This window comes from Sphaerisporangium flaviroseum, assembly GCF_039537005.1.
Lineage (GTDB): Bacteria > Actinomycetota > Actinomycetes > Streptosporangiales > Streptosporangiaceae > Sphaerisporangium > Sphaerisporangium flaviroseum.
Genome location: NZ_BAAAZR010000043.1, coordinates 271,368 through 293,267, shown reverse-complemented (window position 1 = coordinate 293,267; position 21,900 = coordinate 271,368). Strand labels below are relative to the sequence as shown.

The 21,900-nt window shown below is 70.0% G+C and carries 21 protein-coding genes, 1 tRNA gene and 1 riboswitch; of the genes, 6 read left to right on the top strand and 16 right to left on the bottom strand.

Annotated features, from left to right (window positions below):
• Positions 1-24: 24 nt before the first annotated feature.
• The 6 genes from ABD810_RS36175 to ABD810_RS36150 all read right to left on the bottom strand — a co-directional run bounded on the left by ABD810_RS36175 (position 25) and on the right by ABD810_RS36150 (position 5,825).
• Positions 25-1,416 carry an endonuclease/exonuclease/phosphatase family protein gene (locus ABD810_RS36175; RefSeq protein ID WP_344951628.1) on the bottom strand — a complete coding sequence of 464 codons (1,392 nt, stop codon included), beginning with the start codon at positions 1,414-1,416 and terminating at the stop codon, positions 25-27.
• A gap of 600 nt (positions 1,417-2,016) precedes the next feature.
• Positions 2,017-2,093 (bottom strand) — tRNA-Lys (locus ABD810_RS36170).
• A gap of 194 nt (positions 2,094-2,287) precedes the next feature.
• Positions 2,288-2,893 (bottom strand): hypothetical protein, encoded by a 606-nt coding sequence (locus ABD810_RS36165; RefSeq protein ID WP_344951625.1) that lies wholly within the window; start codon positions 2,891-2,893, stop codon positions 2,288-2,290.
• Between the two features lie 314 nt (positions 2,894-3,207).
• A riboswitch (cyclic di-AMP (ydaO/yuaA leader) is annotated at positions 3,208-3,349 on the bottom strand.
• Between the two features lie 714 nt (positions 3,350-4,063).
• The gene (locus ABD810_RS36160) at positions 4,064-4,447 is read right to left on the bottom strand and encodes an OsmC family protein (protein ID WP_344951623.1); all 384 of its coding nucleotides are present in this window, start codon (positions 4,445-4,447) and stop codon (positions 4,064-4,066) included.
• 44 nt (positions 4,448-4,491) lie between these two features.
• Positions 4,492-4,767 carry a hypothetical protein gene (locus ABD810_RS36155; protein WP_344951620.1) on the bottom strand — a complete coding sequence of 92 codons (276 nt, stop codon included), beginning with the start codon at positions 4,765-4,767 and terminating at the stop codon, positions 4,492-4,494.
• A gap of 53 nt (positions 4,768-4,820) precedes the next feature.
• The gene (locus ABD810_RS36150) at positions 4,821-5,825 is read right to left on the bottom strand and encodes an NADP-dependent oxidoreductase (RefSeq protein WP_344951617.1); all 1,005 of its coding nucleotides are present in this window, start codon (positions 5,823-5,825) and stop codon (positions 4,821-4,823) included.
• Positions 5,826-5,968: 143 nt separating this feature from the next.
• Here ABD810_RS36150 and ABD810_RS36145 point away from each other — a divergent pair, with 143 nt between their 5' ends.
• Entirely contained in the window at positions 5,969-6,346 is a 378-nt protein-coding gene (locus tag ABD810_RS36145; RefSeq protein WP_344951695.1) for a phage holin family protein, read from the top strand.
• Here the strand turns inward: ABD810_RS36145 and ABD810_RS36140 are convergent.
• Entirely contained in the window at positions 6,333-7,340 is a 1,008-nt protein-coding gene (locus ABD810_RS36140) for a LacI family DNA-binding transcriptional regulator (RefSeq protein WP_344951614.1), read from the bottom strand. The two genes, ABD810_RS36145 and ABD810_RS36140, sit on opposite strands and share 14 nt — an antisense overlap.
• A 195-nt stretch (positions 7,341-7,535) precedes the next feature.
• Between ABD810_RS36140 and ABD810_RS36135 the strand changes: the two genes are divergently transcribed.
• Both ABD810_RS36135 and ABD810_RS36130 read left to right on the top strand, forming a co-directional pair.
• Positions 7,536-8,429, top strand: a complete 894-nt coding sequence (locus ABD810_RS36135) for an amidohydrolase family protein (RefSeq protein ID WP_344951612.1) — start codon at positions 7,536-7,538, stop codon at positions 8,427-8,429.
• On the top strand, positions 8,426-8,935 hold the full coding sequence (locus ABD810_RS36130; RefSeq protein WP_344951609.1) for a cysteine dioxygenase: 510 nt from the start codon (positions 8,426-8,428) through the stop codon (positions 8,933-8,935). The genes ABD810_RS36135 and ABD810_RS36130 overlap by 4 nt, the downstream gene beginning before the upstream one ends.
• A 49-nt stretch (positions 8,936-8,984) precedes the next feature.
• Here the strand turns inward: ABD810_RS36130 and ABD810_RS36125 are convergent, their stop codons facing one another.
• The 4 genes from ABD810_RS36125 to ABD810_RS36110 are packed head-to-tail and all read right to left on the bottom strand — an operon-like array spanning position 8,985 to position 12,560.
• Positions 8,985-10,244: an ABC transporter permease gene (locus tag ABD810_RS36125; RefSeq protein ID WP_344951606.1), complete on the bottom strand. Its 1,260-nt coding sequence runs from the start codon at positions 10,242-10,244 to the stop codon at positions 8,985-8,987.
• Positions 10,241-10,933: an ABC transporter ATP-binding protein gene (locus ABD810_RS36120; protein ID WP_344951603.1), complete on the bottom strand. Its 693-nt coding sequence runs from the start codon at positions 10,931-10,933 to the stop codon at positions 10,241-10,243. The genes ABD810_RS36125 and ABD810_RS36120 overlap by 4 nt, the downstream gene beginning before the upstream one ends.
• Positions 10,930-12,015 (bottom strand): peptidoglycan-binding protein, encoded by a 1,086-nt coding sequence (locus ABD810_RS36115; protein ID WP_344951601.1) that lies wholly within the window; start codon positions 12,013-12,015, stop codon positions 10,930-10,932. Before ABD810_RS36115 ends, ABD810_RS36120 begins: the two co-directional genes overlap by 4 nt.
• Complete coding sequence (locus ABD810_RS36110) at positions 12,012-12,560, bottom strand: hypothetical protein (RefSeq protein ID WP_344951598.1); 549 nt, start codon at positions 12,558-12,560, stop codon at positions 12,012-12,014. Before ABD810_RS36110 ends, ABD810_RS36115 begins: the two co-directional genes overlap by 4 nt.
• A 172-nt stretch (positions 12,561-12,732) precedes the next feature.
• On the opposite strand from ABD810_RS36110, the gene ABD810_RS36105 reads away from it, so the two are divergent.
• Complete coding sequence (locus ABD810_RS36105; RefSeq protein WP_344951595.1) at positions 12,733-14,019, top strand: sensor histidine kinase; 1,287 nt, start codon at positions 12,733-12,735, stop codon at positions 14,017-14,019.
• Positions 14,020-14,065: 46 nt separating this feature from the next.
• Positions 14,066-14,716 (top strand): response regulator, encoded by a 651-nt coding sequence (locus ABD810_RS36100; RefSeq protein WP_344951592.1) that lies wholly within the window; start codon positions 14,066-14,068, stop codon positions 14,714-14,716.
• A 14-nt stretch (positions 14,717-14,730) separates the two neighbouring features.
• On the opposite strand, the gene ABD810_RS36095 is transcribed toward ABD810_RS36100, so the two are convergent.
• The gene (locus ABD810_RS36095; RefSeq protein WP_344951590.1) at positions 14,731-15,870 is read right to left on the bottom strand and encodes a glycerophosphodiester phosphodiesterase; all 1,140 of its coding nucleotides are present in this window, start codon (positions 15,868-15,870) and stop codon (positions 14,731-14,733) included.
• 305 nt (positions 15,871-16,175) lie between these two features.
• Between ABD810_RS36095 and ABD810_RS36090 the strand changes: the two genes are divergently transcribed.
• A complete protein-coding gene (locus ABD810_RS36090; protein WP_344951587.1) occupies positions 16,176-17,468 on the top strand; it encodes an ABC transporter substrate-binding protein in 1,293 nt (430 codons plus the stop codon).
• Positions 17,469-17,516: 48 nt separating this feature from the next.
• Here ABD810_RS36090 and ABD810_RS36085 read toward each other — a convergent pair whose 3' ends face one another.
• The 4 genes from ABD810_RS36085 to ABD810_RS36070 all read right to left on the bottom strand — a co-directional run bounded on the left by ABD810_RS36085 (position 17,517) and on the right by ABD810_RS36070 (position 21,895).
• Positions 17,517-18,773, bottom strand: a complete 1,257-nt coding sequence (locus ABD810_RS36085; protein WP_344951584.1) for a CynX/NimT family MFS transporter — start codon at positions 18,771-18,773, stop codon at positions 17,517-17,519.
• A 25-nt stretch (positions 18,774-18,798) separates the two neighbouring features.
• Complete coding sequence (locus ABD810_RS36080; protein WP_344951581.1) at positions 18,799-20,262, bottom strand: benzaldehyde dehydrogenase; 1,464 nt, start codon at positions 20,260-20,262, stop codon at positions 18,799-18,801.
• 69 nt (positions 20,263-20,331) lie between these two features.
• Positions 20,332-21,096 carry an ABC transporter ATP-binding protein gene (locus ABD810_RS36075; protein WP_344951579.1) on the bottom strand — a complete coding sequence of 255 codons (765 nt, stop codon included), beginning with the start codon at positions 21,094-21,096 and terminating at the stop codon, positions 20,332-20,334.
• On the bottom strand, positions 21,089-21,895 hold the full coding sequence (locus tag ABD810_RS36070) for an ABC transporter permease (RefSeq protein ID WP_425567022.1): 807 nt from the start codon (positions 21,893-21,895) through the stop codon (positions 21,089-21,091). Before ABD810_RS36070 ends, ABD810_RS36075 begins: the two co-directional genes overlap by 8 nt.
• Between the last annotated feature and the right edge of the window lie 5 nt (positions 21,896-21,900).

Genomic DNA, 21,900 nt, shown 5'->3' with positions numbered 1-21,900 from the left:
TGACCGCCGGGCACCATCACGGATTCAGGAATCGGGGATCGTGATAGTGGCGTAGATCGGCTTGTGGTCAGAGCTGGTGTTGGAAGTGCCCACCTGGCACTGGTAGCCGGCCGACCGCGGCCCGAAGATGTAATCAATCTTCGAACCGCCTGCGGTGGGGGTGCCCCTGCGGGCACCGCTGTGGGCTGACTGATCACATTCCTGGTACGCCGCGTACACCGGTGCCAGTGCACCGGGTACGGGCCCGGACGGACTGTCGGGCGGGGTCAGGTTCAGATCCCCACCCAAGACGGACCTGTATCCGGGCTTGGCCGCCGATGCGAGCAGCTCGGACACCTGCTGGACTCGGTAGCTGCCATCGGGGTCGTCGGTGGAAAGTCCGGAGCTGAAGTGCGCGGCGCAGAGGTTTAGTGCCTTGGACTCCACGACGGCGCACAGCGCGGTGCGCTGCTCGTAGCCGGGTGGCGAGGTCAGCGGCGCCGCCGCGTACCAGGTGTTCACGTCCGGGACCGCCAGCGCGATGCCGTAGGAGCCCCGGTCGACGTTGTTGACGTCGGGCACGCAGACCTTCTGTGCCGTCACCGCCGTACCGGAGAGCAGGTATTGGATCGGCGCGTACCGCACATCCCAGCCGCGCCCGGTCCGCCCTTCCAGCTCCAGTTCCAGGGGCTTGGCGTCCTTCTCGCAGAACTCCTGCAACAGCAGGGCATCCGGCGCGAAGGAGTTCGTCGCCGCCCCGGCGACTGTGCCGGCCACCGTGCCGGTGGTCGCCCGGTACAGCGGGCAGGCGCTGTTGTTGCTGCAAATGTTCCAGGACATCACCGAGACGGTTTGCGCGCTGGGCGTGGCGGCTGTCGGGACCGGGCCGGCACCGCCGACCGGCACGAGCTTGTACCTTTCCCACGAGCCGATGGTGGAGTTGCGGGCACGCAACATGCCGGCGCTGCTGCCGGTGTAGTTCTTCTCGGTGGTGACGTACAGCCCGTTGGCCTTGGCCTTGAGCGCATACAGGCCCGACCCGGCGTTGACGAGCGTGAACTGCTCCCACGACTTCACCAGATCGGCCTGCGCCCTCAGCATGCCCTTATCCGCGCCGGTGTCGCCGGCCTCGGCTGTGACGTACAGGCCGTTGGCGTCCGAGCGCAGCGTGACCGAGGCGCCCTTGTCATAGGTGTGCAGCGTGAAGGTCTCCCAGGAGCCCACCGTGGCGGCCCGTGCCCGCAGCATGCCGTTGTGGCCACCGCTGTCGCTGATCTCGGCGGTGACGTAGAGATTGTTGGCCTGGGCCAGCAGGGCGAAGCGCTGGCCGGCGCTCGACGGCGGTGCACCGGCTGCGTGCGCGGGTGCCGGTGCCGGACCCGTCACCACAAACGCGGCGGCACAGCCGACGACGAGGAACCGAATAAAGTGACGCAACGAACCTCCCAGCTACGTAATGGATCAGAACCGCGTCAGTGCAGGCGCCTGCCCCGCACAGCTGTGGCCGTTTTCAGCAGCCTGTAACGGATCGATGATCGAACGATGGTGGCCGTCAATTGATCGGGGGAGCGCAGCCCGCACCCCCGAGATCTCCACCAGGCTGCCCGGTGTTGTCGTCGCCGAGTTGGATGGTCACTCGCGATGGCGGGCTGTAGGCGGTACGGATGGGACACTCGCGGTAGTACACATGCACAGTGGAGACCGTCGCGGAGCTGCGGGTGCGCAGGTCTGGGTGAGGGCACGGCACCGCCCTCCCCCTTCGTTGGTGATGTTGGTGGGTGCCAGATCGACCGGTACATGATGTCCAGACCCGCCATGGATTCCCCACAGATCGGCCACAGCCGCAGCCCCTACGGGCAGATCCGCAACAAGAACAGCGGCAAGTGCCTGGTCGTCCGTGGCGTCGACAACAACGCGGCCGCCGTCCAGTACACCTGCGGAGGATGGGCCGACCAGCAAACGACCCCACACAGGGCCGGAAATGACTGTGGGCATCCTCCGTCAAGTGGAGAATGCCCATGCCATCGGCCATTGCCGTGGTGCGCCGCCAGGGACTCGAACCCCGGACCCGCTGATTAAGAGTCAGCTGCTCTAACCAACTGAGCTAGCGGCGCGTGACTACGGTGACTTTAGCAGTCCCGGCGAGGCTCCGCACATCAGCGGGGGCGATGTGACGGGCGGGTGGCCAGGTCATGCCTTCGTGCGGGGGGCTGTGAGTTCACCCGGACGGCGGTGTCCGGGCGTGCCTCAGCGTTCACCAGTGCGTCCCTCTGCGGAGGTGTTCCGCGCCCCGCGTCCTCGTCCGGTCTCAGTTGCCGGCGGGGACCGCCGGCGTGACGGGCTTGGCGGGGTTGTGGTCGTAGACGCCCCACGCGCCCGTGGAGAACGGGACGGGGTGGTTCTTCTTGCCCACTCCGGTGCCCCACTTGGTGATCACGTAGTTGACCTTGATGTGGCCGGCGGAGAAGCCGGTCACCACGAGCGAGCTGTCGCTGAAGGTGCCGCCGGTCAGCTGGGCGAAGGTCTTGCCGTCGATGTCGAGCATGACGCCGCTCTCCGACGGGACGCCCGGGCCGCGGTCACCGATGAAGAAGGGGGCCTTCTTGCCGTTGTACTCGACGTAGCCCTCGGTGCCGAGAGGCCAGCTGGGGCTCGCGAAGAGACCCTTCTGCATGGGCTTGCCGATGGCCGGAAGGCCTGTGTCACCCATACGCCCGGAAGCGTCGTCCCAGAAGTACGAGGCCTTGGTGCTGCCCTTGAGCAGCACCGGCTTGGCGGCCTGCGCCGTCACGGTCTTCACGACGTGGTCATCGGCATGGGCGGCGACGGTGCCGGCGGTGGTGGCGACAGCGGTGGTACAGAGCAGAGCCGCGCCTACGAGAGTTGCCGTCCATCGTGCATTGGGGGTGTTCATGAAAAAAGACATGGGGAAAGGGATCTTTCATCAGAAGACAAGGGGACCGCGCTCCGAGTCGCCGAGGGGGATCGGTGCGGGGGGTGGAAAGCGCTTTCGGGTGCTTAACGGGACAGCGTCCAGCCGCGCCGAGCGCGCGTTCGTACTTGGGTCGGTTAGCGGTGGCACCAGGCCACCATGTGTCGCAGAGGGCGAGTCAATCGCCCGATGGGACGGCTGCTAACAGCCGACTAGTCCGGCCGCTTCTGACGGCAAGATCCAGGTCTTAGGGTTGCCCGGTCTGTGGACTGTGCGGAGTGGGATGCTCCACTCTGGTCTCCTCTCCATCGCGTCTACCGGGTTAGCTGACGGATTCGGGCTTGGAGCCGCCCTACCGCTTGCGCGGATTCACCCCACAAAACTTGGGTCCCCGGTTCCCGTGGGCGGTGCGCCCGTGGGATTCGACGTACGGGACGGTGGCCTTCCTGCTGAAGACCAGGTCACCATCCGTTTCGTGCTTGAAACCTTACCCACCGAGTCAGGACAAAGCAAACGAAATCATTGCAAAGCATATTAAGATCTACCTTCGGGCCACAAACCCCATCAATACCGACATCAGTGCTCATAGCTCCTCCAGCGTAGGGTCACGCGGAGGGCGATGTGACCGGCGTGACGGAAAGGTGCGCTGGAGTCGGCGGGGCGTGGCAGGGGAAGGGCGGGTGAGGGAAGGGCAGGGGCAGGGCGAGGAAGGCCCGCTGGGCGAGGAAGGGCGCGGCAAGGCGGGGGAAGGGCCGTGGCCGGGGGAAGGGTGTGGTGGGCGGGAAGCCGCGGCGGGGTGGGAAGGGGCGTGGCGGAAGCGGGCCGGGAAGGCGAGGGTGAGCGCCAGGGGGAACCGTCCCCGGGCATGAATCGGGGCCGGGCAGTCCCCCGCCTGCCCGGCCCCGATCTCTCACGGTCCAGCGCCGATGCCTTCCCCCAAACGCATCGGGCGGTCCCGCAGACTGGACGCGGTCCCCCACCGCGTCCTTTTGGTGAAAAGCTCTGCGACGCCCTCTCGGGCGACTGGTCGCATCCCTCTTGACCTGCCTTAACACTACATACGGGGGCCTGAGCTACTCGTCATCGCAGGGTATAGATTCGGTCTAACTCACGGTGATGACCGGGTACGGTCGGACCCGCAGGCGCAAGTGGCTATTCAGGCAGTTCGACCTTGACCTCGGTGCCCTTCTCCAGGGACCGGCTGACCGTGCAGTGCCGCTCGTGCACCCGGTGAGCGACCGCGCGGAAGACCTCGTCCGCCTTGGCGTCGCCCTCGGGCAGTTCGACGTCGTAGGTGATGGTGACCGGCCCGAGCAGGGTGGGTTCGATCTTCTCCGCCTGCACCGTCATCGCCAGCCGCACGAGCCGGTGACCGCGCTGAGCGGTGAGCGGCTCGACCGTCACGATGTTGCAGCCTCCCACCGCGACCAGCAGTAGTTCCACGGGGGTGAACACACCCTCCTCGTCGCCGCCGCCCAGGGCGATCTCCGCTCCGCGGTCGTTGCGCGCCACGAAGCCGTCATCTGTACGCTCCACACTCACCAATGCCATATCTGGAGCCTAAAGCCGGCCGCGCCGGTTCAGGCGTCCGGGTGCTCGGAGAGATAGGCGATGTACACCGGGCGCAGCGCCTCGCCGAGCTCGCCCTCACCAGACGCCATGGCATCACTGAGCAGCGCCGAGACCCGGCTGAGGTCGTTGGCCGCCTCGTCGGAGTGCCCGCTCGCGGCCTCGGCGGCCGGGATCACGGTCAGCAGTTTCCACAGGAAGCCGAAGTCGCCGTGCGCCACGGCGTAGCGCACCGCCCTGTCGTGGAGCTCCTTGGGCGACAGCGACTGCAGCTCGTCCTGGTCCATTTGCGCTCACCCCCTTTAAGGCCCCTTTCCCCCCACTCGGGGGGATATGCACATCAGACAAGCCGCACGATCATCTTGCCGAGATTCTCCCCGCGCAGCATGCCGAGGAAGGCCGCCGGGGCGTTCTCCAGCCCTTCGACGACGGTCTCCTCGAAGGTGATCCGGCGCTCCTGGAGCCACTGGCCGATCTCCTTGATCATGTCGGGCATCCGGTCCGCGTGGTCGTTGACGATGAAGCCACGCAGCGTGAGGCGCTTGGCGATGACCTGGAACAGGTTGCGCGGGCCCGGCGGCGGTTCGGGGTCGTTGTAGGTGGAGATGGCCCCGCACATCGCGGTCCGCCCATAGCGGCGGGAGACCTCGATCGCCGCTTCCAGGTGCTCGCCGCCGACGTTGTCGAAGTAGACGTCGATCCCGTCGGGCACGGCACGCCTGAGCTGCTGGACCACGGGCCCGTTCGCCTTGTAGCAGAAGGCGTCGTCGAAGCCCAGCTTGTCGATCACGTACCTGACCTTGGTCTCGGACCCGGCGCTGCCGACGACCCGGGAGGCGCCCTTCAGACGGGCGATCTGCCCCGCCACGCTGCCGACCGCACCGGCGGCACCCGAGACGAACACCGCGTCGCCCTCCTTGAAGGCCGCGATGTCCAGCAGGCCCACGTAGGCCGTCAGGCCCGGCATGCCGAGCACGCCGAGGTACGCGGACAGCGGCACCCCGGGCAGCGGCGTGATCTTCTGTGCCTCCGACGCGTCCATGACGGCGTGCTCGCGCCAGCCGTAGTTGTGCAGGACGGTGTCGCCGATCTCGAACTCCGGAGCCCGGCTCTCGACCACCTCTCCGACGGCACCGCCCTGGAGCGGCTCGCCGACCTCGAAGGGCGGCACGTACGACTCCCCCTCGTTCATGCGCCCGCGCATGTAGGGGTCGACGGACATGAAAAGGTTGCGCACGAGGATCTGGCCTTCGCGCAGTGGCGGAAGCTCCACCTCGACCAACTCGAAGTTGTCCTCGGTCGGCCACCCGACGGGCCGCGAGCGCAACGTGATCGCGCGTGTCATGGTCTGCTCCCTTCGGTCCGCGAATGCCTCACCCCTCAAGGGAACACTCCCCCGCTTTTCGACCTCTCACCGGCCCCGCGACCAAACGGCCGAGGCCCTACGGCCCTACCGCTGCCACCGTGACCCATGCGACCATCATGAGCGTGAAGATCGTCCTCAAGATCCTTGTCGTCGCCGGTGCGCTCTGGGCGGCCACCCAGCTCATCCCTGGGATCACCGTCTCCGGGTCCACCACGGCGAAGACCGCCGGCACGCTCATCGCCGTCGCGCTCATATTCGGTCTCGTGAACGCCGTGCTGAAGCCGATCATCAAGACCTTCGGCTGCGCGTTCTACGTGCTGACGCTGGGACTGTTCGCGCTGGTGGTGAACGCGCTCCTGCTGCTGCTCACGAGCTGGATCGCCGAGCAACTGGAGCTGCCCTTCCACGTGAGCGGCTTCTGGGCCGCCTTCCTGGGCGCGATCCTGGTCGGCGTGATCAGCTGGCTCCTCGACATGCTCCTCGGCCTCAACGACGACTGACCGATCCGCGCTCCCGCAGCTCGGGGGCCTGGATGATCCTCCGCCTGCGGTGCTGCCCGTCCGCCGCCGCGACCACCAGCCGCACGGCGGCCCGCACGATGCCGTCGATGTCCCAGTTGACGGTGGTCAGGCCAGGGGTGAGCAGGCCTGACATCGGGTGATCGTCGTACCCCATGACCGAGATGTCGTCGGGCACGCGCAGCCCCAGCTCGGCCGCCGCCGCGTACACGCCGTAGGCGATGGAGTCGGAGAAGCAGAAAGCCGCGCCGGGCCGGGAGGCGCCGCTGAGCATGGCGCGGGCCACCTCTGTCGTGGCGGCCAGCCCGTGCGGCGCGGTCATGACGTCGATGTCCAGCCCGAGGCGGTTCGCCTCGGCGATGACGTGGACGTCGGCGGGCCGGTCGGGGGTGCTCGATCGGGTCGGGGTCAGGACGGCGATGCGGCGGTGCCCCTTGTCGCGGAGGTACTCCAGCGCGAGCGTGACTCCCCGGCGGTTGTCGAACACCACCTCGCCGGCCGTCCGCGCGTCGATCAGCGCGTCGCCGATGGCGACCACCGGCAGCGTCTCGGCGAGCTGGGCCCACAGCGGCGCCGCCGGGTCGACCGGCTGCACGATCAGCCCGTCGACCCGCTGGTCACGGAGCTGACGGGCCAGGGTGCGCTCACGAGCGGGGTCGCCCGCGGCGTCGAGGATGAGCGCGTACCGGTCCTTGTCGCGCAGGGCCCGCCCGATGCCGAAGGCCAGCGACTGCTGCCACAGGTCCTCCAGCGACCCGCACAGCAGGCCGATCATGCCGGTGCGCCCGCTGGCCAGCGCCCTGGCGATGGGATCGGCCTCGTATCCCAGCTCGGCCGCGGCCTGGCGCACCCGCTCGATGGTCTCCTCGGAGACCTGCAGGCCACGTAGTGCGTAGGAGACGGCCGCGGGCGACAGGCCGGTCGCCTGGGCCACCTCGCGGATCGTCGCCCGTTTGCGTGGCTGGGAACGCGGCATCGGCCCAGCTTATGCGGAATCCCCTCCTGGAGAGGAGCCGGCGTCGTCTCGAGCTCTGGACAGACCGTTGACGAAACCCTTGTGAAGCGGTTCACTGAAACGTATCAGTGAAACGTTTCACGAGGGATCCCAAGCTATACCCGATAATGACGATAGGAATTGTCGGGTAGAGTCGAAGATGAGGAGGTGGTCGCGGTGAGCATCGATGTGCACCAGCACATATGGACGTCCGGTTTCGTCGACGCGTTGCGGGCGCGCGTGACCCCGCCGTTCCTCGACGGCTGGACACTGTTCCTCGACGGTGAGGAGCCCTTCGCGGCGAACCCCCTCGACCATGACCTCGATCACCGGCTCGCGCTGAACCAGGACCTCCACCTGGCACTCGTCTCGCTGTCCAGCCCGCTCGGCATCGAGCACCTGCCGCCCGGTGACGCGTGGCCGCTGATCAGCGCCTACCACGACGACGCGCTGAAGTTGCCCGCGTCATTCCGCGCGTGGGCCGCCACCTGCGTCAGCGAGATCGACCCCGCCAGGACGGCCCGTGAGCTCGACCGCGGCTTCGTCGGCCTCCAGCTCCCGGCCACCAGCCTTCTGGACGCGCGGGACTTCGCCAGGGTCGCTCCCGTGCTCGACCTGCTGGAAGAGCGCGATCTCCCGCTCTTCGTCCATCCGGGGCCGGCCTCGGCGCCCGGCGCCCCCGCGTGGTGGGCCGCGGTCGTGCCGTACGTCCAGCAGATGCACGCCTCCTGGTACGCCTTCCGGGCGTTCGGCCGTCCGCGCCACCCCCGCCTGCGCGTCTGCTTCGCGCTGCTCGGCGGCCTCGCGCCTCTCCACGTGGAGCGCTTCATCACGCGGGGCGGTTCCGAGAGGGGAGTCGTGGACCCCGACGCCTTCCTGGAGACCTCCTCGTACGGCCACCAGGCCATCGACGCGATCACGCGGGCGGTCGGGGTCGAGGTCGTGGTGCTCGGCTCGGACCGTCCCTACGCGGCGCCCGCCCAGGCCCTCCTCGGTGAGGCCGCCGCACGCACCATGTCGGTCGTCAATCCAATGCGCCTGCTCAACATGGAAGGAGCCGTGCCCAGATGAGCTGGGAATCACTGCCTGGCAGATTTCTCGACAAGCGCGAACTGCGCGCACTCGTGGAGGACCTGGAGAAGCGTCCCGAGCTGTGGTCGCACCATGTCCGCTTCGACGAGGAAGGGCAGGGGCGCCACTACGCGTCGCTCTACCGCGATTCCTACGTCGACATCTGGCTCCTCTGCTGGCGCCCCGAGGACGACACCGGGTGGCACGACCACGACATCTCCTCGGGGGCCGTCCGCGTGATCAGCGGGCAGCTCAAGGAGTCCAACCCCCGCATCGGCGGCGCCCACCTGGAGACCTACGTCTCCGAGGGCGAGTCGCTGTCGTTCGGGCCCGACCACATCCACCGGATCAACGGCCACACCGAGGGCAGCGTGTCGATCCACGCCTACTCTCCCCCGTTGTGGCGTCTTGGTCAGTACTCCATCAGCGACGACGGCGTCATGCGCCGGGTCTCGGTGAGCTACGCCGACGAGTTGCGGCAGATGGACGAGGAGGTTCTGGTCTAGCCCCGCTCGCCCGGGGCCGGCCGGTCCCCGTCCGGCCGGCGCACGGAGATCAGACGGCGCGCAGGGCGTCGGTCGGTGCCAGGCGGGCCGCTCGGGTGGCCGGATAAAGTCCGGCGAGCGCGCCAATGGCCACGGCGGCGAGGAGCCCGGCGGCGATGCCCGCGGAGGGGATGACGGGCTGCCAGCCGCGGTTGAGCGCGGCCGCGTAGGTGACGAGGGCCCCCAGTGCGATACCGGTGAGGCCGCCGAGGGTGGCGAGCAGCAGCGACTCCAGCAGGAACTGGGCGGCGATCTGCCGGCGGGTGGCGCCGAGCGCCCGGCGCAGCCCGATCTCGGTGCGGCGTTCCAGCACCGAGATGACCATGACGTTGGCGATGCCGATGCCACCGACCAGGATGGCGACCGCCCCCAGGCCGAGCAGGAGCGTGGTGCCGGACTCGGCGACCAGGACGCGGGACACCAGGGCCTCGGAGGGACGGCTGACCGTGACGGTGTCGGGGGCCTGGGGGTTGACGGCGCGGGCGAGCAGGTCGGCGGTCTGGACGACGTCATCGGTGTCGGCGCGCAGGTAGAGGCGGGTGGGGTGGTCGTCGTAGCCGAAGTGATCGACGGCGATCGGCATGCCGATCAGGGCGGCCCGGTTGATCTCGGGGGCGAGTTCCAGCGGCCGCAGGATGCCCGCGACGGTGAACCACCGCCCCTTTCCCGCTCCGTCCCGTCCCTCGATCCAGACGCGGGTCGCGGGGTCAAGGTGGGCGATGCCGAGCTGGGCGGCGACCTCGTGGCCCAGGACCGCCACCGGGTACCGGCTGGTGGCGGCGTTGAGGAAGACGCCGGCGGCCAGGTGGCCGTCCAAGGTGTCCAACAGGCTGGACTCGGTGGCACGTACCTCCAGCCCGCCGGTGTTGGTGCCGGGGATCCGGTCGGTACGGAAGACCGTGGCGTCCTCCAGCGTGGCGGTGGCCGTGACGCGTTGGACGCCGTCGGTGCGGGCGCTGCTGATCCCGGCGGTCGAGGGGAGCCGGGACTCGTCACCGGCGATGGTGGTCCCGTTGGCGACCGTGAGCAGGTTGGTGCCCAGGCGGTCGATGCGGGTGAGCAACTCCGACTGGCTGGAGCGGGTGATGCCGAGCACCGCGACGATCGCCGCGATGCCGATGGCGATGCCCAGGATGGAAAGGGCGGTGCGCAGGCGCCGGCTGCGCAGGCCGGTGGTCGCCAGCGGCAGCAGGTCGGACGGATGGACCCGTGACCGCAGCGCGCTCACCTGGCGTCCGGCCGGCTCGGCCGGTGATCCGAGGGCGCTCATCCGGCGTCCGGCCCGGTGCCCGCGCCGACGAGGCCGTCGCGGATCTCCACCTGGCGGGTGCAGATGGCCGCGACATGCGGGTCGTGCGTGATGACGAGCAAGGTGACTCCATCGGCGTTCAGGTCGCGGAGCAGGCTGAGGATCTGGTCGCCGGTGACGCTGTCGAGGTTGCCCGTGGGCTCGTCGGCGAGCACCAGGGCGGGCCGGCCGACGAGGGCCCGCGCGATGGCGACCCGCTGGCGTTCCCCACCCGACAGGGTGCGGGTCGACTGGTGGGCGCGGTGGGAGACGCCGACGCGATCGAGGGCGGCCAGGGCGGCGGCCCGGCGGCGGTGGGCCGGCAGGCCCCGGTAGAGCAGCCCGGTGGCGACGTTGTCCGTGGCCGTCAGGTGGTCGAGCAGGTAGAACTGCTGGAAGACCACGCCGAGCGTGTGCGCGCGCAGCCCCGACAGCTCCCGGTCGGAGAGCGTCTCGATGGGCCGGCCTGCGAGTTCGACGGATCCGCCGGTGGGACGGTCCAGTCCCGCCGCAAGGTTGAGAAGGGTGGTCTTGCCGGAACCTGAGGGGCCGACGACCGCGACCAGTTCCCCGGCGCGGACGGTCAGGTCGACCCCGCGCAGCGAGTGGACCGGCGGCGTGCCGGGATAGGTCTTCACCGCCCCTTCGAAGGACAGGACGACGTCGCTCATGACACCGGCACCTCCACCCGGGTTCCCTCGCTCAGCCCGTCGCCGGCCACCTCGACGGCGCCCGCGTCGTCGTCGTACAGCCCCGGCTCCACCTTGACGAGCCGGCGGGCGGAGCCGTCGAGGACGGCGATCTGGTAGCCGCCGCCGGGCCGGGCCAGCAGCGCCGTGACGGGAACCGTCAGCACGCCCCGGCTCCGGGAGCTGACGATGTCGACCTGGACCGGAGCAAGGTCGAGACCGGCGACGGCCTTACCCGGCTTGACCAGCGTGATCGTCAACTGGACGGTGGCCGGGCCGGAGTTCGGGTCCGCCGCCGTGGCGACCTTGCCCACCGTGCGTACCGTTCCTTTGATGGCGCGGGTCGTACCGGGGAGCGTGACCCGCACCGAGTCGCCCCGGTGCACCTGCGACCGCCGGTCGGTGGTGAGCGCGACCCGCACGACTTGGGCGGTGGAGGTGGCCTTCAGCATCGTGGTACCCGGCCCGGCCTGCGAGCCGGAGCCGGTGGGGATCTGGCCGACGCGGATCTTCCCGGGCAGGAAGACCACCTGACCCAGGTCCAGCCGGCCGGTGCGGAAGGCGGCCGGCACCCCATGGGCGGCCTGCCAGCGGCGGATCGCCGCCGCCGTCGCCGCGGTGAAGTGCCGGTCGACCGTCATCCAGTGGTGGGGGTCCATACCCAGGGCGGCGAGGTTGCGTTCCAGCGCCTTGACGTCCGCGCCGTCGGTCATGCCCGCGGTGAAGTCCCGATAGGCGGGGGCGGGGCCGTACATGAGCCAGGCGCGGTTCGCGCCGACGGCGAACAGGCGGGAACCGCGCTTGAGCACCGAGCCCGGCCGGGGTGTGGCGGTGACCACGCCGGGGGGCAGATGGCTGACGATGGTGTACGAGCCGTCGTATCCGAGCACGCCGCCGAGTTGGATGCGGGAGACGATGTCGGAGCGGCTCACCGCCGCCGAGGTCACGGCCACCGATGGCGCCGTCGCCTCGTCGGCCGGGTCCTCTCGGGTGACCTCCCACGCACCCGCGGCGGCACCGGCGAGGACCACGGCGGCGGCCGCGACGACCGCTGTGGTCTTCATGAGAAGTTGTGGTTCGTGTCGTACTTGACGCACGCCTTGCGGGCGGCTTCCATTCGCTGCGACGGCGGTTTGATCTCGGACTCCAGCGGGGTGCCGCTGACGGGGAACGAGCCGTCGGGCTTCGGATCGGGGAACTCAGGAACGCCGTTCTTACGCAGGCACTGCGCGTACTGTCGCGTCTTCCGCATCGTGGCGGCGTCGGCGGGGGGGTTGGGGCGGTTGCGGTCGGTCAGCGACGGCATCTCATTGAGGATCTTGCGGCACTCCGGGATCTCCTCCAGGGCGATCATCTTCTCCTTCGTCATCCCCGGCACGGCCGGGAAGTGCACTTCGCCGTTCTCGATCACCGGGTCCCGCATGGCGGGGTAACCGTGCTCGCGTCCGCACTGGGCGAACCGCTTCTTGATCGCGAGCTCCCGCTGGACATCGTCGCGGGACGGGGTGGGCGTGGGCGACGCCTGGGCCGGGCCGCCGGTCGAACAGGCGGCCGAACAGAGCGCGATGGCCGCGGCGGCGAGGACCACTGAGGCGAGTCTGCGAGTCATGCCCTCAAGGCTGTCCGGACCGCCCTGCGGGCCGCGTCTGCCATCGGGCGGACCCCGGCGTACGTCTTACGACAGATGCCGGCCGCCTGGGCCGTGCGTCCGCCGTCCGGGCGGCGCCGGTGTACATCTCACGACAGATGCCGCCCGGCCGCGAGACGCATACCCTCCCCCTATGCACGTCCCCGGGTCGCCGATCGGCATGCGCAGGCCGCTGCTCGACATCTGCCTGGCCGCCGTGGTGATCGGGGCGAGCCTCCTGCTGGGTGCCGGCATGCCGTGGCTCGACGCTCCCGCGTTCAACGTGATCCTCAAGCGCTTCGGCACGATGGAGGAGTGGCGGGAGCAGGTCGTGTGGTGGTGGCTGGCCTGCCTGCCCACGGTCATCGCGATCTTCGCTCGCCATCGCCGGCCGCTGATCGCCATGGGGTTCGCCGTGATCGGCACCGCCGCGCATCTACGGACGCCGGGCCTGCCGCATCTGTTCCATGACCTGGTGAACCTGCTCACCCTCTACACCCTGGCCGCCACCGCCCGCACCAGGCGCCGTTCGGTGGTCGCGCTCATCGCCGTCCAAGCGGTTCTGTGCTGGTTCAGCGTGGCCATCGTGACCGGCATGTTCGGCCGTATCGGCAAGTACACCCTCGTCGAGCCGTACCTGACCGGCAAGGAGATGAACGACAGCCCGATCATGCAAGGCGTCTTCCAAGCCCTCATACCGGCCCTGCTGCTCGGCATCGCGTGGGCGACCGGCGACAACGCCCGTACCCGCAGAGCCCACGTGGCGACGCTGGAAGCCCGCGCCGCGGACCTGAAACGAGAGCAGGAGCAGCGCACCGCGCTCGCCGTGGCCACCGAACGCGGCCGGATCACCCGAGAGCTCCACGACGTCGTGGCACATGGCCTCTCGGTGATGGTGATCCAGGCGCAGGGCGCACAGGCCGCGCTGCTCCGCCATCCCGAACGCAGCCAGGTCGCCCTGACCAACGTCGTCACCACGGGCCGGGCCTCGCTGGCCGAGATGCGCCGGCTCCTCGGCCTGGTGCGCACCGAGCCCGAGGCGGAGCTCGTCCCCCAGCCGAGCCTGGCCGCGCTGCCGGAGCTCATCGAACAGGTCAGGGCCAGCGGCACCCCGGTCGACTTCCGGGTCACCGGCGAACCGCCCACGCTGCCCACCGTGGTCGAGCTGTCGGCCTACCGCATCGTGCAGGAAGCCCTGACGAACATCCTCAAGCACGCCGGCCCGGGGAGCGGCTGCACAGTGGATCTGGACTTCGCCGCCGACCGGCTGCGGATCCGGGTGCTCGACACCGGAACGCCGGATTCCCCACCGGTCTTCGGCAACGGGCTGCGCGGCATCGCCGAGCGCGTGACCGCCCTCGGCGGGACGCTGCACGCCGGGCCAGGCGACCACGGAGGCTTCGAGGTCAGCACGGTCCTCCCTCTGGAGGCGCCCGCGTGATCCGTGTCATGGTCCAGGCCGGCACGGCCCTCCTGGAGGCACCCGCATGATCCGTGTCGTGATCGCCGACGATCAGTCCCTCGTACGCACGGGCTTCCACATGATCCTCGACGAGACCGGGGACATCGCCGTCGCCGGGGAGGCGGCCGACGGCCTCGCCGCGCTCACCGTCATCGCCAGGACCGAGCCGGACGTGGTCCTCATGGACGTCCGCATGCCCGGCATCGACGGCATCGAGGCGACCCGCCGTCTGCGTGCCACGGCGGCCGCGGACGACCCGCCCCACGTGATCATCCTGACCACCTTCGACCTCGACGAGTACGTCTACGACGGACTGCGTGCCGGGGCCGCCGGATTCCTGCTCAAGGACACTTTGGCCGCCGACCTGGTGAGCGCCGTGCGCACGGTCGCCGCCGGCCAGAACGTGGCGGCGCCCACCGTCACCGGCCGCCTGATCCGGCATTTCGTCGGCACCGCGCCCCGTGCCCCGGACACCACGGCGCTCGCCGTGTTGACCGTACGAGAGAGAGACGTGCTCGCGCTCATCGCCCAGGGGATGTCGAACCGGGAGATCGCCGACGCTCTCCTCCTGGCCGAGGGCACCGTGAAGACGCACGTCAGCCGGATCCTCGCCAAACTCCAGCTGCGCGACCGTATCCACGCCGTCATCTTCGCCCACCAGCACGGAATCGCCTGAGACCGTCGCGCCCGTCAACGCGGGGAGGGGCCGGCCGCGCGCTGGTCGCGGGTCCGCCGCGCCGTTGCCGGATCGTCGGCGAACACCCCGTCGACGCCCAGCTCGTACAGCATCCTCAACCAGCCGGCCACGTCGCCGTGCGCGCCCGCGTAACCCGGCGCGGCCGGGTCGCCCGTGCGGAAGTCGGCGGGAAGCTGCGAGTTCTCCGGGCGGACGGTCCAGACGTGGACGGGCAGGCCCTCACGGTGGGCGTCTTGGACCAGCGTGGTCGGGGCCATCAGCGCGCCATGCCCGTCCACCGGCGCCACGAGCTGGGTCGAGACGCCGATGCCGTCGGCGTAGGTGGCGATCTCGCGCAGCCCCGCGGGGGTCGCGAGGTCGCGGTACGTGCGCGGGTCCCCCGCGACGACCAGGTCCCGGGGAGCCCCGGAGGCCTCCATGAGCTGGATGAGCCGAAGACGTGTCCTGCCGCGCAGCGCCCGCAGGTTCGCGGTCTCGAACGACTGGACGAACACCGGATCCGACTTCTCGCGCCAGCCGTACCGGTCGAGCGTCGCGAGCATCGGCTCCTCCAGGGGAAGCCCGATCGAGGCGAAGTAGCCCGGGTGTTTGGTCTCCGGGTAGATCCCGACTCCGGCCCGCCGCGCGAGGGCGACGACCTCCTGGAAGGTCGCGATGCGGGCGCGTCCGTCGAAGGCGGCGCTGGCGGGGCGCAGGCCGGGCAGGCGCTCCACCGCCCGCAGCGTGCGCAGCTCCTCCAGGGTGAAGTCCTCGGTGAACCATCCGGTCAGCCTCCGGCCGTCGACCACCTTGGTGGTCCGGCGCGCGGCGAACTCCGGATGCGTGGCGACGTCGGTGGTGTGGGAGATCTCGTTCTCGTGCCGGGCGACGAGCACGTGGTCCTTGGTGGGGACCAGGTCGGGCTCGATGTAGTCGGCGCCCATCTGGACGGCGGTCTCGTACGACAGGAGGGTGTGCTCGGGCCGGTACGCGCAGGCGCCCCGGTGACCGATGACGATCGGATGCGGACCGGGTCCCTCGCCGGGGACCGTTCTTGCTGCCACGCGCGGCCGCGTACCGGCCTCGGCGCCGGAGGCCGTGCCCCCGGGAGTGAGGGACACCATACCGGCCAGGACCAGGGCGAAGATGATCACGCTTGATGTTAGGCCTGGTCAGCGGCTCATCTCCGTCGACACGCAGAGGGCGCACCGGCACGGACGAGCCGTCGTCGCGCGCCGGGAACCGGGTGTCGCACGGCAGATGTGGTGACCACTATTGGCGATCACCAGCGACAAAGCACCTTTATCCGTAATCATCTTCACAGAGCATCGTCAGTCACTCGAACCACTCAAATCAGACGCGCGTCGTGCCGTACATGGCCCAGACGTGCGGTCCAGCCATAGGCGGTCCGGCCCTTTCACGATCGGCTACGGCATATCGGATATCGGAGGCTGCTTTGATGGATCCGTCCCTCCCGCGCCGAGCCTTACTCAAGGGCGTGGGCCTCGGAGCCCTCGCCGCAGGAACCAGCGCGTGCGGCTCGTCGGGCGAAAAGTCCCGTGCCGACGACAACAAGATCGTCATTGGGTACGTCAGCCCGCAGTCCGGCCCACTCGGGAGCTTCGCCTCGGGAGACGCCTTCGTCGTGGACCGCGTGCGGCGGACCCCGCCGTACGCCCGAGGCTTCAGGGTCGGCGGGAAGACCTACCAGATCGAGATCGTGGTGAAGGACACCCTGTCCGATCCCCGGCAGGCCACCCGGGCCGCACGCGAGCTCATCTCCCACCACCACGCCGACATGATCCTCACCAGCTCCGCCCCCGAGACCACCAACCCGGTCGCCACCGTGTGCGAGGAGCAGGGGATCCCCTGCGTCGCCACCGTCGTCCCGTGGGAGGCGTGGTACTTCTCCCGGCAGGCCGACCCGAAGAAGCCCAAGCCCTTCACCTACACGACCATGTTCTTCCTGGGCGTCGACCAGTTCGGCGGATGCTTCGTCCCCATGTGGGAGCGCGTGTCCACCAACAAGGTCGTGGCGGGGATGTTCCCCGACGACCCGGACGGCAACGCCTTCCGCGAGGCCTGGCCCCCGATCATCGAGAAGGCCGGCTACACCTGGGTCGACGGCGGCTCGTACAACGAGGGCGCGGACTTCGAGGCGATGATCTCCAAGTTCGAACGGGACTCGTGCGAGATCTTTATCAACGCCCCGCTTCCTCCAGATTTCAACAGGATGTGGAAGCAGGCGGCCAAGCGGGGCTTCCGTCCCCGGCTCGCCACGGTGGCCAAGGTCCTGCTGTTCCCCTCGGACACCCTGCCCCTCGGGGACCTGGTCAACAACATCGCGACCGACTCCTGGTGGGGGCCCTACATGCCCAACAGGTCGTCCCTCGACGGGGAGACGGCCAAGCGGTTCGCGGAGGCCTACCAGTCGGCGAGCGGCAAGCAGTGGCTGCAGACCCTCGGCTCGGTGTACTCGCTGTTCGAGATCGCCCACCAGGCGTTCACGACGGTCGACACGCCGCGGGACAGGAAGGCCGTGGCCGCGCGTCTCAGGACGCTGAACTATTCCGGCATGTCCGGCGTGCTCGACTTCTCGCGGGGACCCGTACCGGGCGTCGCCATCCAGCAGCCCGTGGGGGTCCAGTGGAAGAAGGGCGCCGGCCGGTTCCCCTACGAGATGATGGTCGTGGACAACAGCCTCAACCCGGCCGTCCCGATCGGCGCCGACCTCGCCCCCACCAACCCCTGACGGCGGCGGCGCCCGGCTGGACGAGCTCTCGCGGCCACGGCAGGCGGCTCACCCTGGCACCCGCGCCGGCACGCCGGGCGTCGGCGATCGCCCGGCGAGCACGCCGAACGCCAGTTGCGCCCCGCACGTGAGCAGGCCCGCCACCAGCGGCACGGTCCAGCCGCCGGAGACCTGGTGGAGCAGCCCGATCGCGAAGGGGCCGAGGGCCGCCAGCAGGTAGCCGGACGACTGGGCCACCGCCGACAGAGCGGTGACCGAGGCGGGGTCGGGCGCCCGCAGGGCGATGATCAGCAGGGCGAGCGCGATCGAGGCTCCCTGGCCGAGCCCGAGCACGATCATCCACAGCCACGGGAGCGTGACCGGGGCGAGCAGCACGCCGAGGTATCCCGCGACGGTCAGCAGGGCCGCCCCCACGATGTGCGGGACCTGCGACCGCGCCCGCCCCGCGTGCACGGGAACCGTGAGCGTGGCGGCGATCTGGGAGATGTTGGTCAGCGCGAGCAGGTAACCGGCCTGCGCGGCGGGCAGCCCGGCATCCCGGAAGATCGTCGGCAACCAGGCCAGCATGATGTAGAAGGTCAAGGACTGGAACCCCATGAACGCCATGACGTACCAGGTCACGCGCCTGCGCAGGAGCATGGCGTAGGGCCTGTGCCCACCGGCGCCGCGGTCACGGCGGTGCCGCTTGAACGCCTGCGGGGCCCACAGCACCGCCGCCGCCACCGCCGCCACCGCGAACGATCCGGCGGCCACGCGCCAGCCGTACCGCTCCTCGATGGGAACCATGAGCGCCGACGCCGAGGCCGCGCCCGCCACCAGACCCGAGACGTAGATGCCGGTGAACAGGCCGATCCGGTCGGGGAAGTGCTGCTTCACCACGCCCGGCATGACCACGTTCATGATGGCGATGGCCGTGCCGGCGATCGCGGAACCGGCGTACAGGGCCACGACGCCGCCGACGCCGCGCAGGGTGATCCCGGCGGCCAGGATGAGCAGCCCGATCAGCAGGGTGCGGTCCAGGCCGAGCCGGGTCGCCAGGGCGGGCGCGACCGGCGCGAGCAGGCCGAGGCAGACCACCATGACCGTGGTGATCGCCCCGCCCGCCGCCGGGGTCAGCCCGAAGTCGTCCATGATCTCGCTGAGCAGCGGCGACACCCCCGCGAGGGCGGGCCGCAGGTTGAGCGAGGCGAGTACGAAACCTGCGATGAGCAGCACCTGTGTGGTACGGCGGGATGGTTTGGAGGGGGGCCCGATCCCGGACCTTGGAAGATCGTCGGGTCCGGGATCGGCGGTGGTGCGGGTCATAGGCTCCGGAGCCTATCGGTGACCATCAGAAGGGATACCGGGCGATGTCACCCTGCATGGTCACCCACTGGGTGTCGGTGAACGCCTCGATGTTCGCGCTGGTGCCGCCGAACCTCGATCCCGTGCCGGATGCTCCGACCCCGCCGAACGGCGCGACGGCCTCGTCGTCCACGGTCTGGTCGTTGATGTGGACGATGCCGGTGGGGATGAGGTCGGCAAGAGCCAGACCCTTCATGGCGTCGCCCGTCAGGATGCCGAGCGCCAGCCCGTACTCGCTCTCGGCCGCCAGGGACGCCGCCTCCTCCAGCGAGGAGAACGGCATGACCGGGGCGACCGGCCCGAAGACCTCCTGCGCGTACGCCGGCGCGGACGACGTCAGGTCGGTGAGCACCGTGGGGCGGTAGAACAGCCCCTCGTAGGTGCCGCCGGCCGCGAGCCGGGCGCCGCTGTCGACGCTGCCGGTGACCAGCGCGTGGACCTTGTCCCGCTGGCCGCCGTCGATGAGCGGGCCGAGGGCGACCTCCTGGGTGGCGGGGTCGCCGACCGGCATGTGGTCGGCCTTGGCCGCCAGCCGCTCGACGTACTCATCCTTGATCGAGGAGTGGACCAGGTGCCGGCCGGCGGTCATGCAGATCTGGCCCTGGTGGAAGAACGACCCCCACGCGCCCGCCGAGACGGCGAGGTCGAGGTCGGCGTCGTCCAGGACGACCAGCGCCGAGTTGCCGCCGAGCTCCAGGTGGGCGCGCTTGAGGTGGCGGGCGGCCAGCTCGCCCACCTTGCGCCCGGCCCCGGTGGAACCGGTGAAGGACACGACGCGGATACGGGGGTCGGCGATGATCGCCTCACCGGTCTCCGGGCCGCCGGGGAGCATGTGCAGCAGGCCGGAGGGCAGGCCTGCCTCCTCGAAGACCCGGGCGATGGCGACGCCCCCGCAGACGGCGGTACGAGGGTCCGGCTTGAACACGACCGCGTTGCCGAGCGCCAGCGCCGGGGCGACCGACCGGATGCCGAGGATCAGCGGCGCGTTGAACGGCGAGATGACGCCGACCACCCCGACGGGCACGCGGCGCGCGAGGCTGAGCCGCTTCTTGGCGGTCGGCAGGATCTCGCCGAGCGGCTGGGAGGCCAGGGCCGCGGCCTCGTAGCATTCCTGCGCGGCGACGTGGGTCTCGAAGCCGGCCTTCCCCGGGATCGACCCGGACTCGCGGATGAGCCACCTCTGAATCTCGGCGGCATGCTCCTCGAACAGCCGGCCGGCCCTGCGCAGGACCCCGGCGCGCTCCTCGAAGGAGGCGGCCGCCCATCCGCGCTGGGCCCTCGCGGCCTGTACGGCCGCCGCGGTGACGTCCGCGGGGCCGGCGATGCCCGCCCGGCCGATCTCGTTGCCGGTGGCGGGCTCGGTCACCGGCACGTCGCCGGCCCGGGACGCCTGCCAGCCGTCGGCGCCGAAGATCGATCCGGACCAGAGCTTGGGATCAAGGAAGTCCATGTCACATCCCCTTTCGATGGTGCTGTACCGCGCGCCCGTACGGGCTGACGTCCATGGGGTCGACCGCCGTCACCGCGCGTCCTTCGCTCGCTGGATCTGGGCGTACACGTGCCCGCGCAGCTCGGTGAACCGGTGGAGCGCCCGGGTGGTGAGCTGGTCGCGTTCCGGCGGCAGGTCGACCTTGATGTCCTCCACCACGACCGTGGGCGAGGAGGACAGCACGATCACCCGTCGGCCGAGGTAGATGGCCTCGTCGATGTCGTGCGTGATGAAGAGCGTGGTGGTGCCGAGCCGCTGCCAGATGCGCAGGACCAGATCCTCCAGCTCCGCCCTGGTCTGCGCGTCGACGGCGGCGAACGGCTCGTCCATGAGCAGCACCTGCGGCTCGTACGCGAGGGCCCGCGCGATCGCCACCCGCTGCTGCATGCCGCCGGAGAGCTGCCACGGGTAGGACCGGGGCACGTCGTCCAGGCCCACGGCGACGAGCGACTCGGCGATCAGCTCAGCGCGCCGCGCCTTCGGGAGCTTCTTCTCCTTCAGCGGCAGCTCGACGTTCTGCTGGACGGTCATCCACGGGAACAGACTGCGGCCGTACTCCTGGAACACCACGGCCATGTCGTCCGGCGGGCCGGTCACCGGACGCCCGGCGACCCGGATCGTGCCGGCCGTCGGGGCGAGCAGCCCGGCGATACACCGGAGCAACGTGGTCTTCCCACATCCCGAGGGCCCCACGACGCAGGCCAGCTCGCCCGCGTCGAGCTGGAAGGTCAGGTCGCCGACCGCTTCCCGCCCGGTGGTCTCGTAGATCTTCTTCAGGCCGGTGACCTCAAGCACGGTGGCTCCAATGCCAGGAAAGGACGCGGCGTTCCAGCATGCGGAAGAGCATGGACAGCCCGAACCCCAGCAATCCGAGAAGCAGGATTCCGCTCCACATCTCGGGAATGGCGAAGCCGCGCTGGAACAGCACGATCGTGAATCCGAGTCCGCTGCTGCTGGCGAACATCTCGCTGATCACCATGAGGATGATCCCGATGGACAGGGCCTGCCGCAGCCCCGCCATGATCTGCGGGCTGGCCCCGCGCAGCACCAGGTGGCGGAGCCGTGACCAGCCCCGCACGCCGTACACCCGGCAGGTGTCGGAGAGCATCTCGTCGAGCGCCCGGACGCCCTCGACCGTGTTGAGCAGGATCGGCCAGACGCACCCGGAGACGATGACGAGGATCTTCATCCCGTTGTCGATCCCGGCGAGCAGCATGATGAGCGGGACCAGTACGGGTGGGGGGATCGCGCGGAAGAACTCCAGCACCGGCTCGGCCGCCGCGCGCAACCGTACCGACAGGCCGATGGGCACGCCCAGGCCCACGCCGAGGACGGTCGCCAGGGCGTAGCCGGCGAGCAGCCGCGCGACGCTCGGCAGGGCGTCGTCGAACAGGCGCCGCGAGAACCAGGTCTCGGCGAACGCCTGCGCGATGCGGGGCGGGGTGGGTACGTAGAAGCTCTCGGACCACACGCTGAACACCCACCAGCCGGCGATCAGCAGGACCGGAAGGCCCAGCACGCGGAGCAGCGTGCGGCCGAATCCCTTCGCACCCGAGGCCCTTCTCCCGGCGCCCGGCGCCGGCGCGTCCTCGATCACGG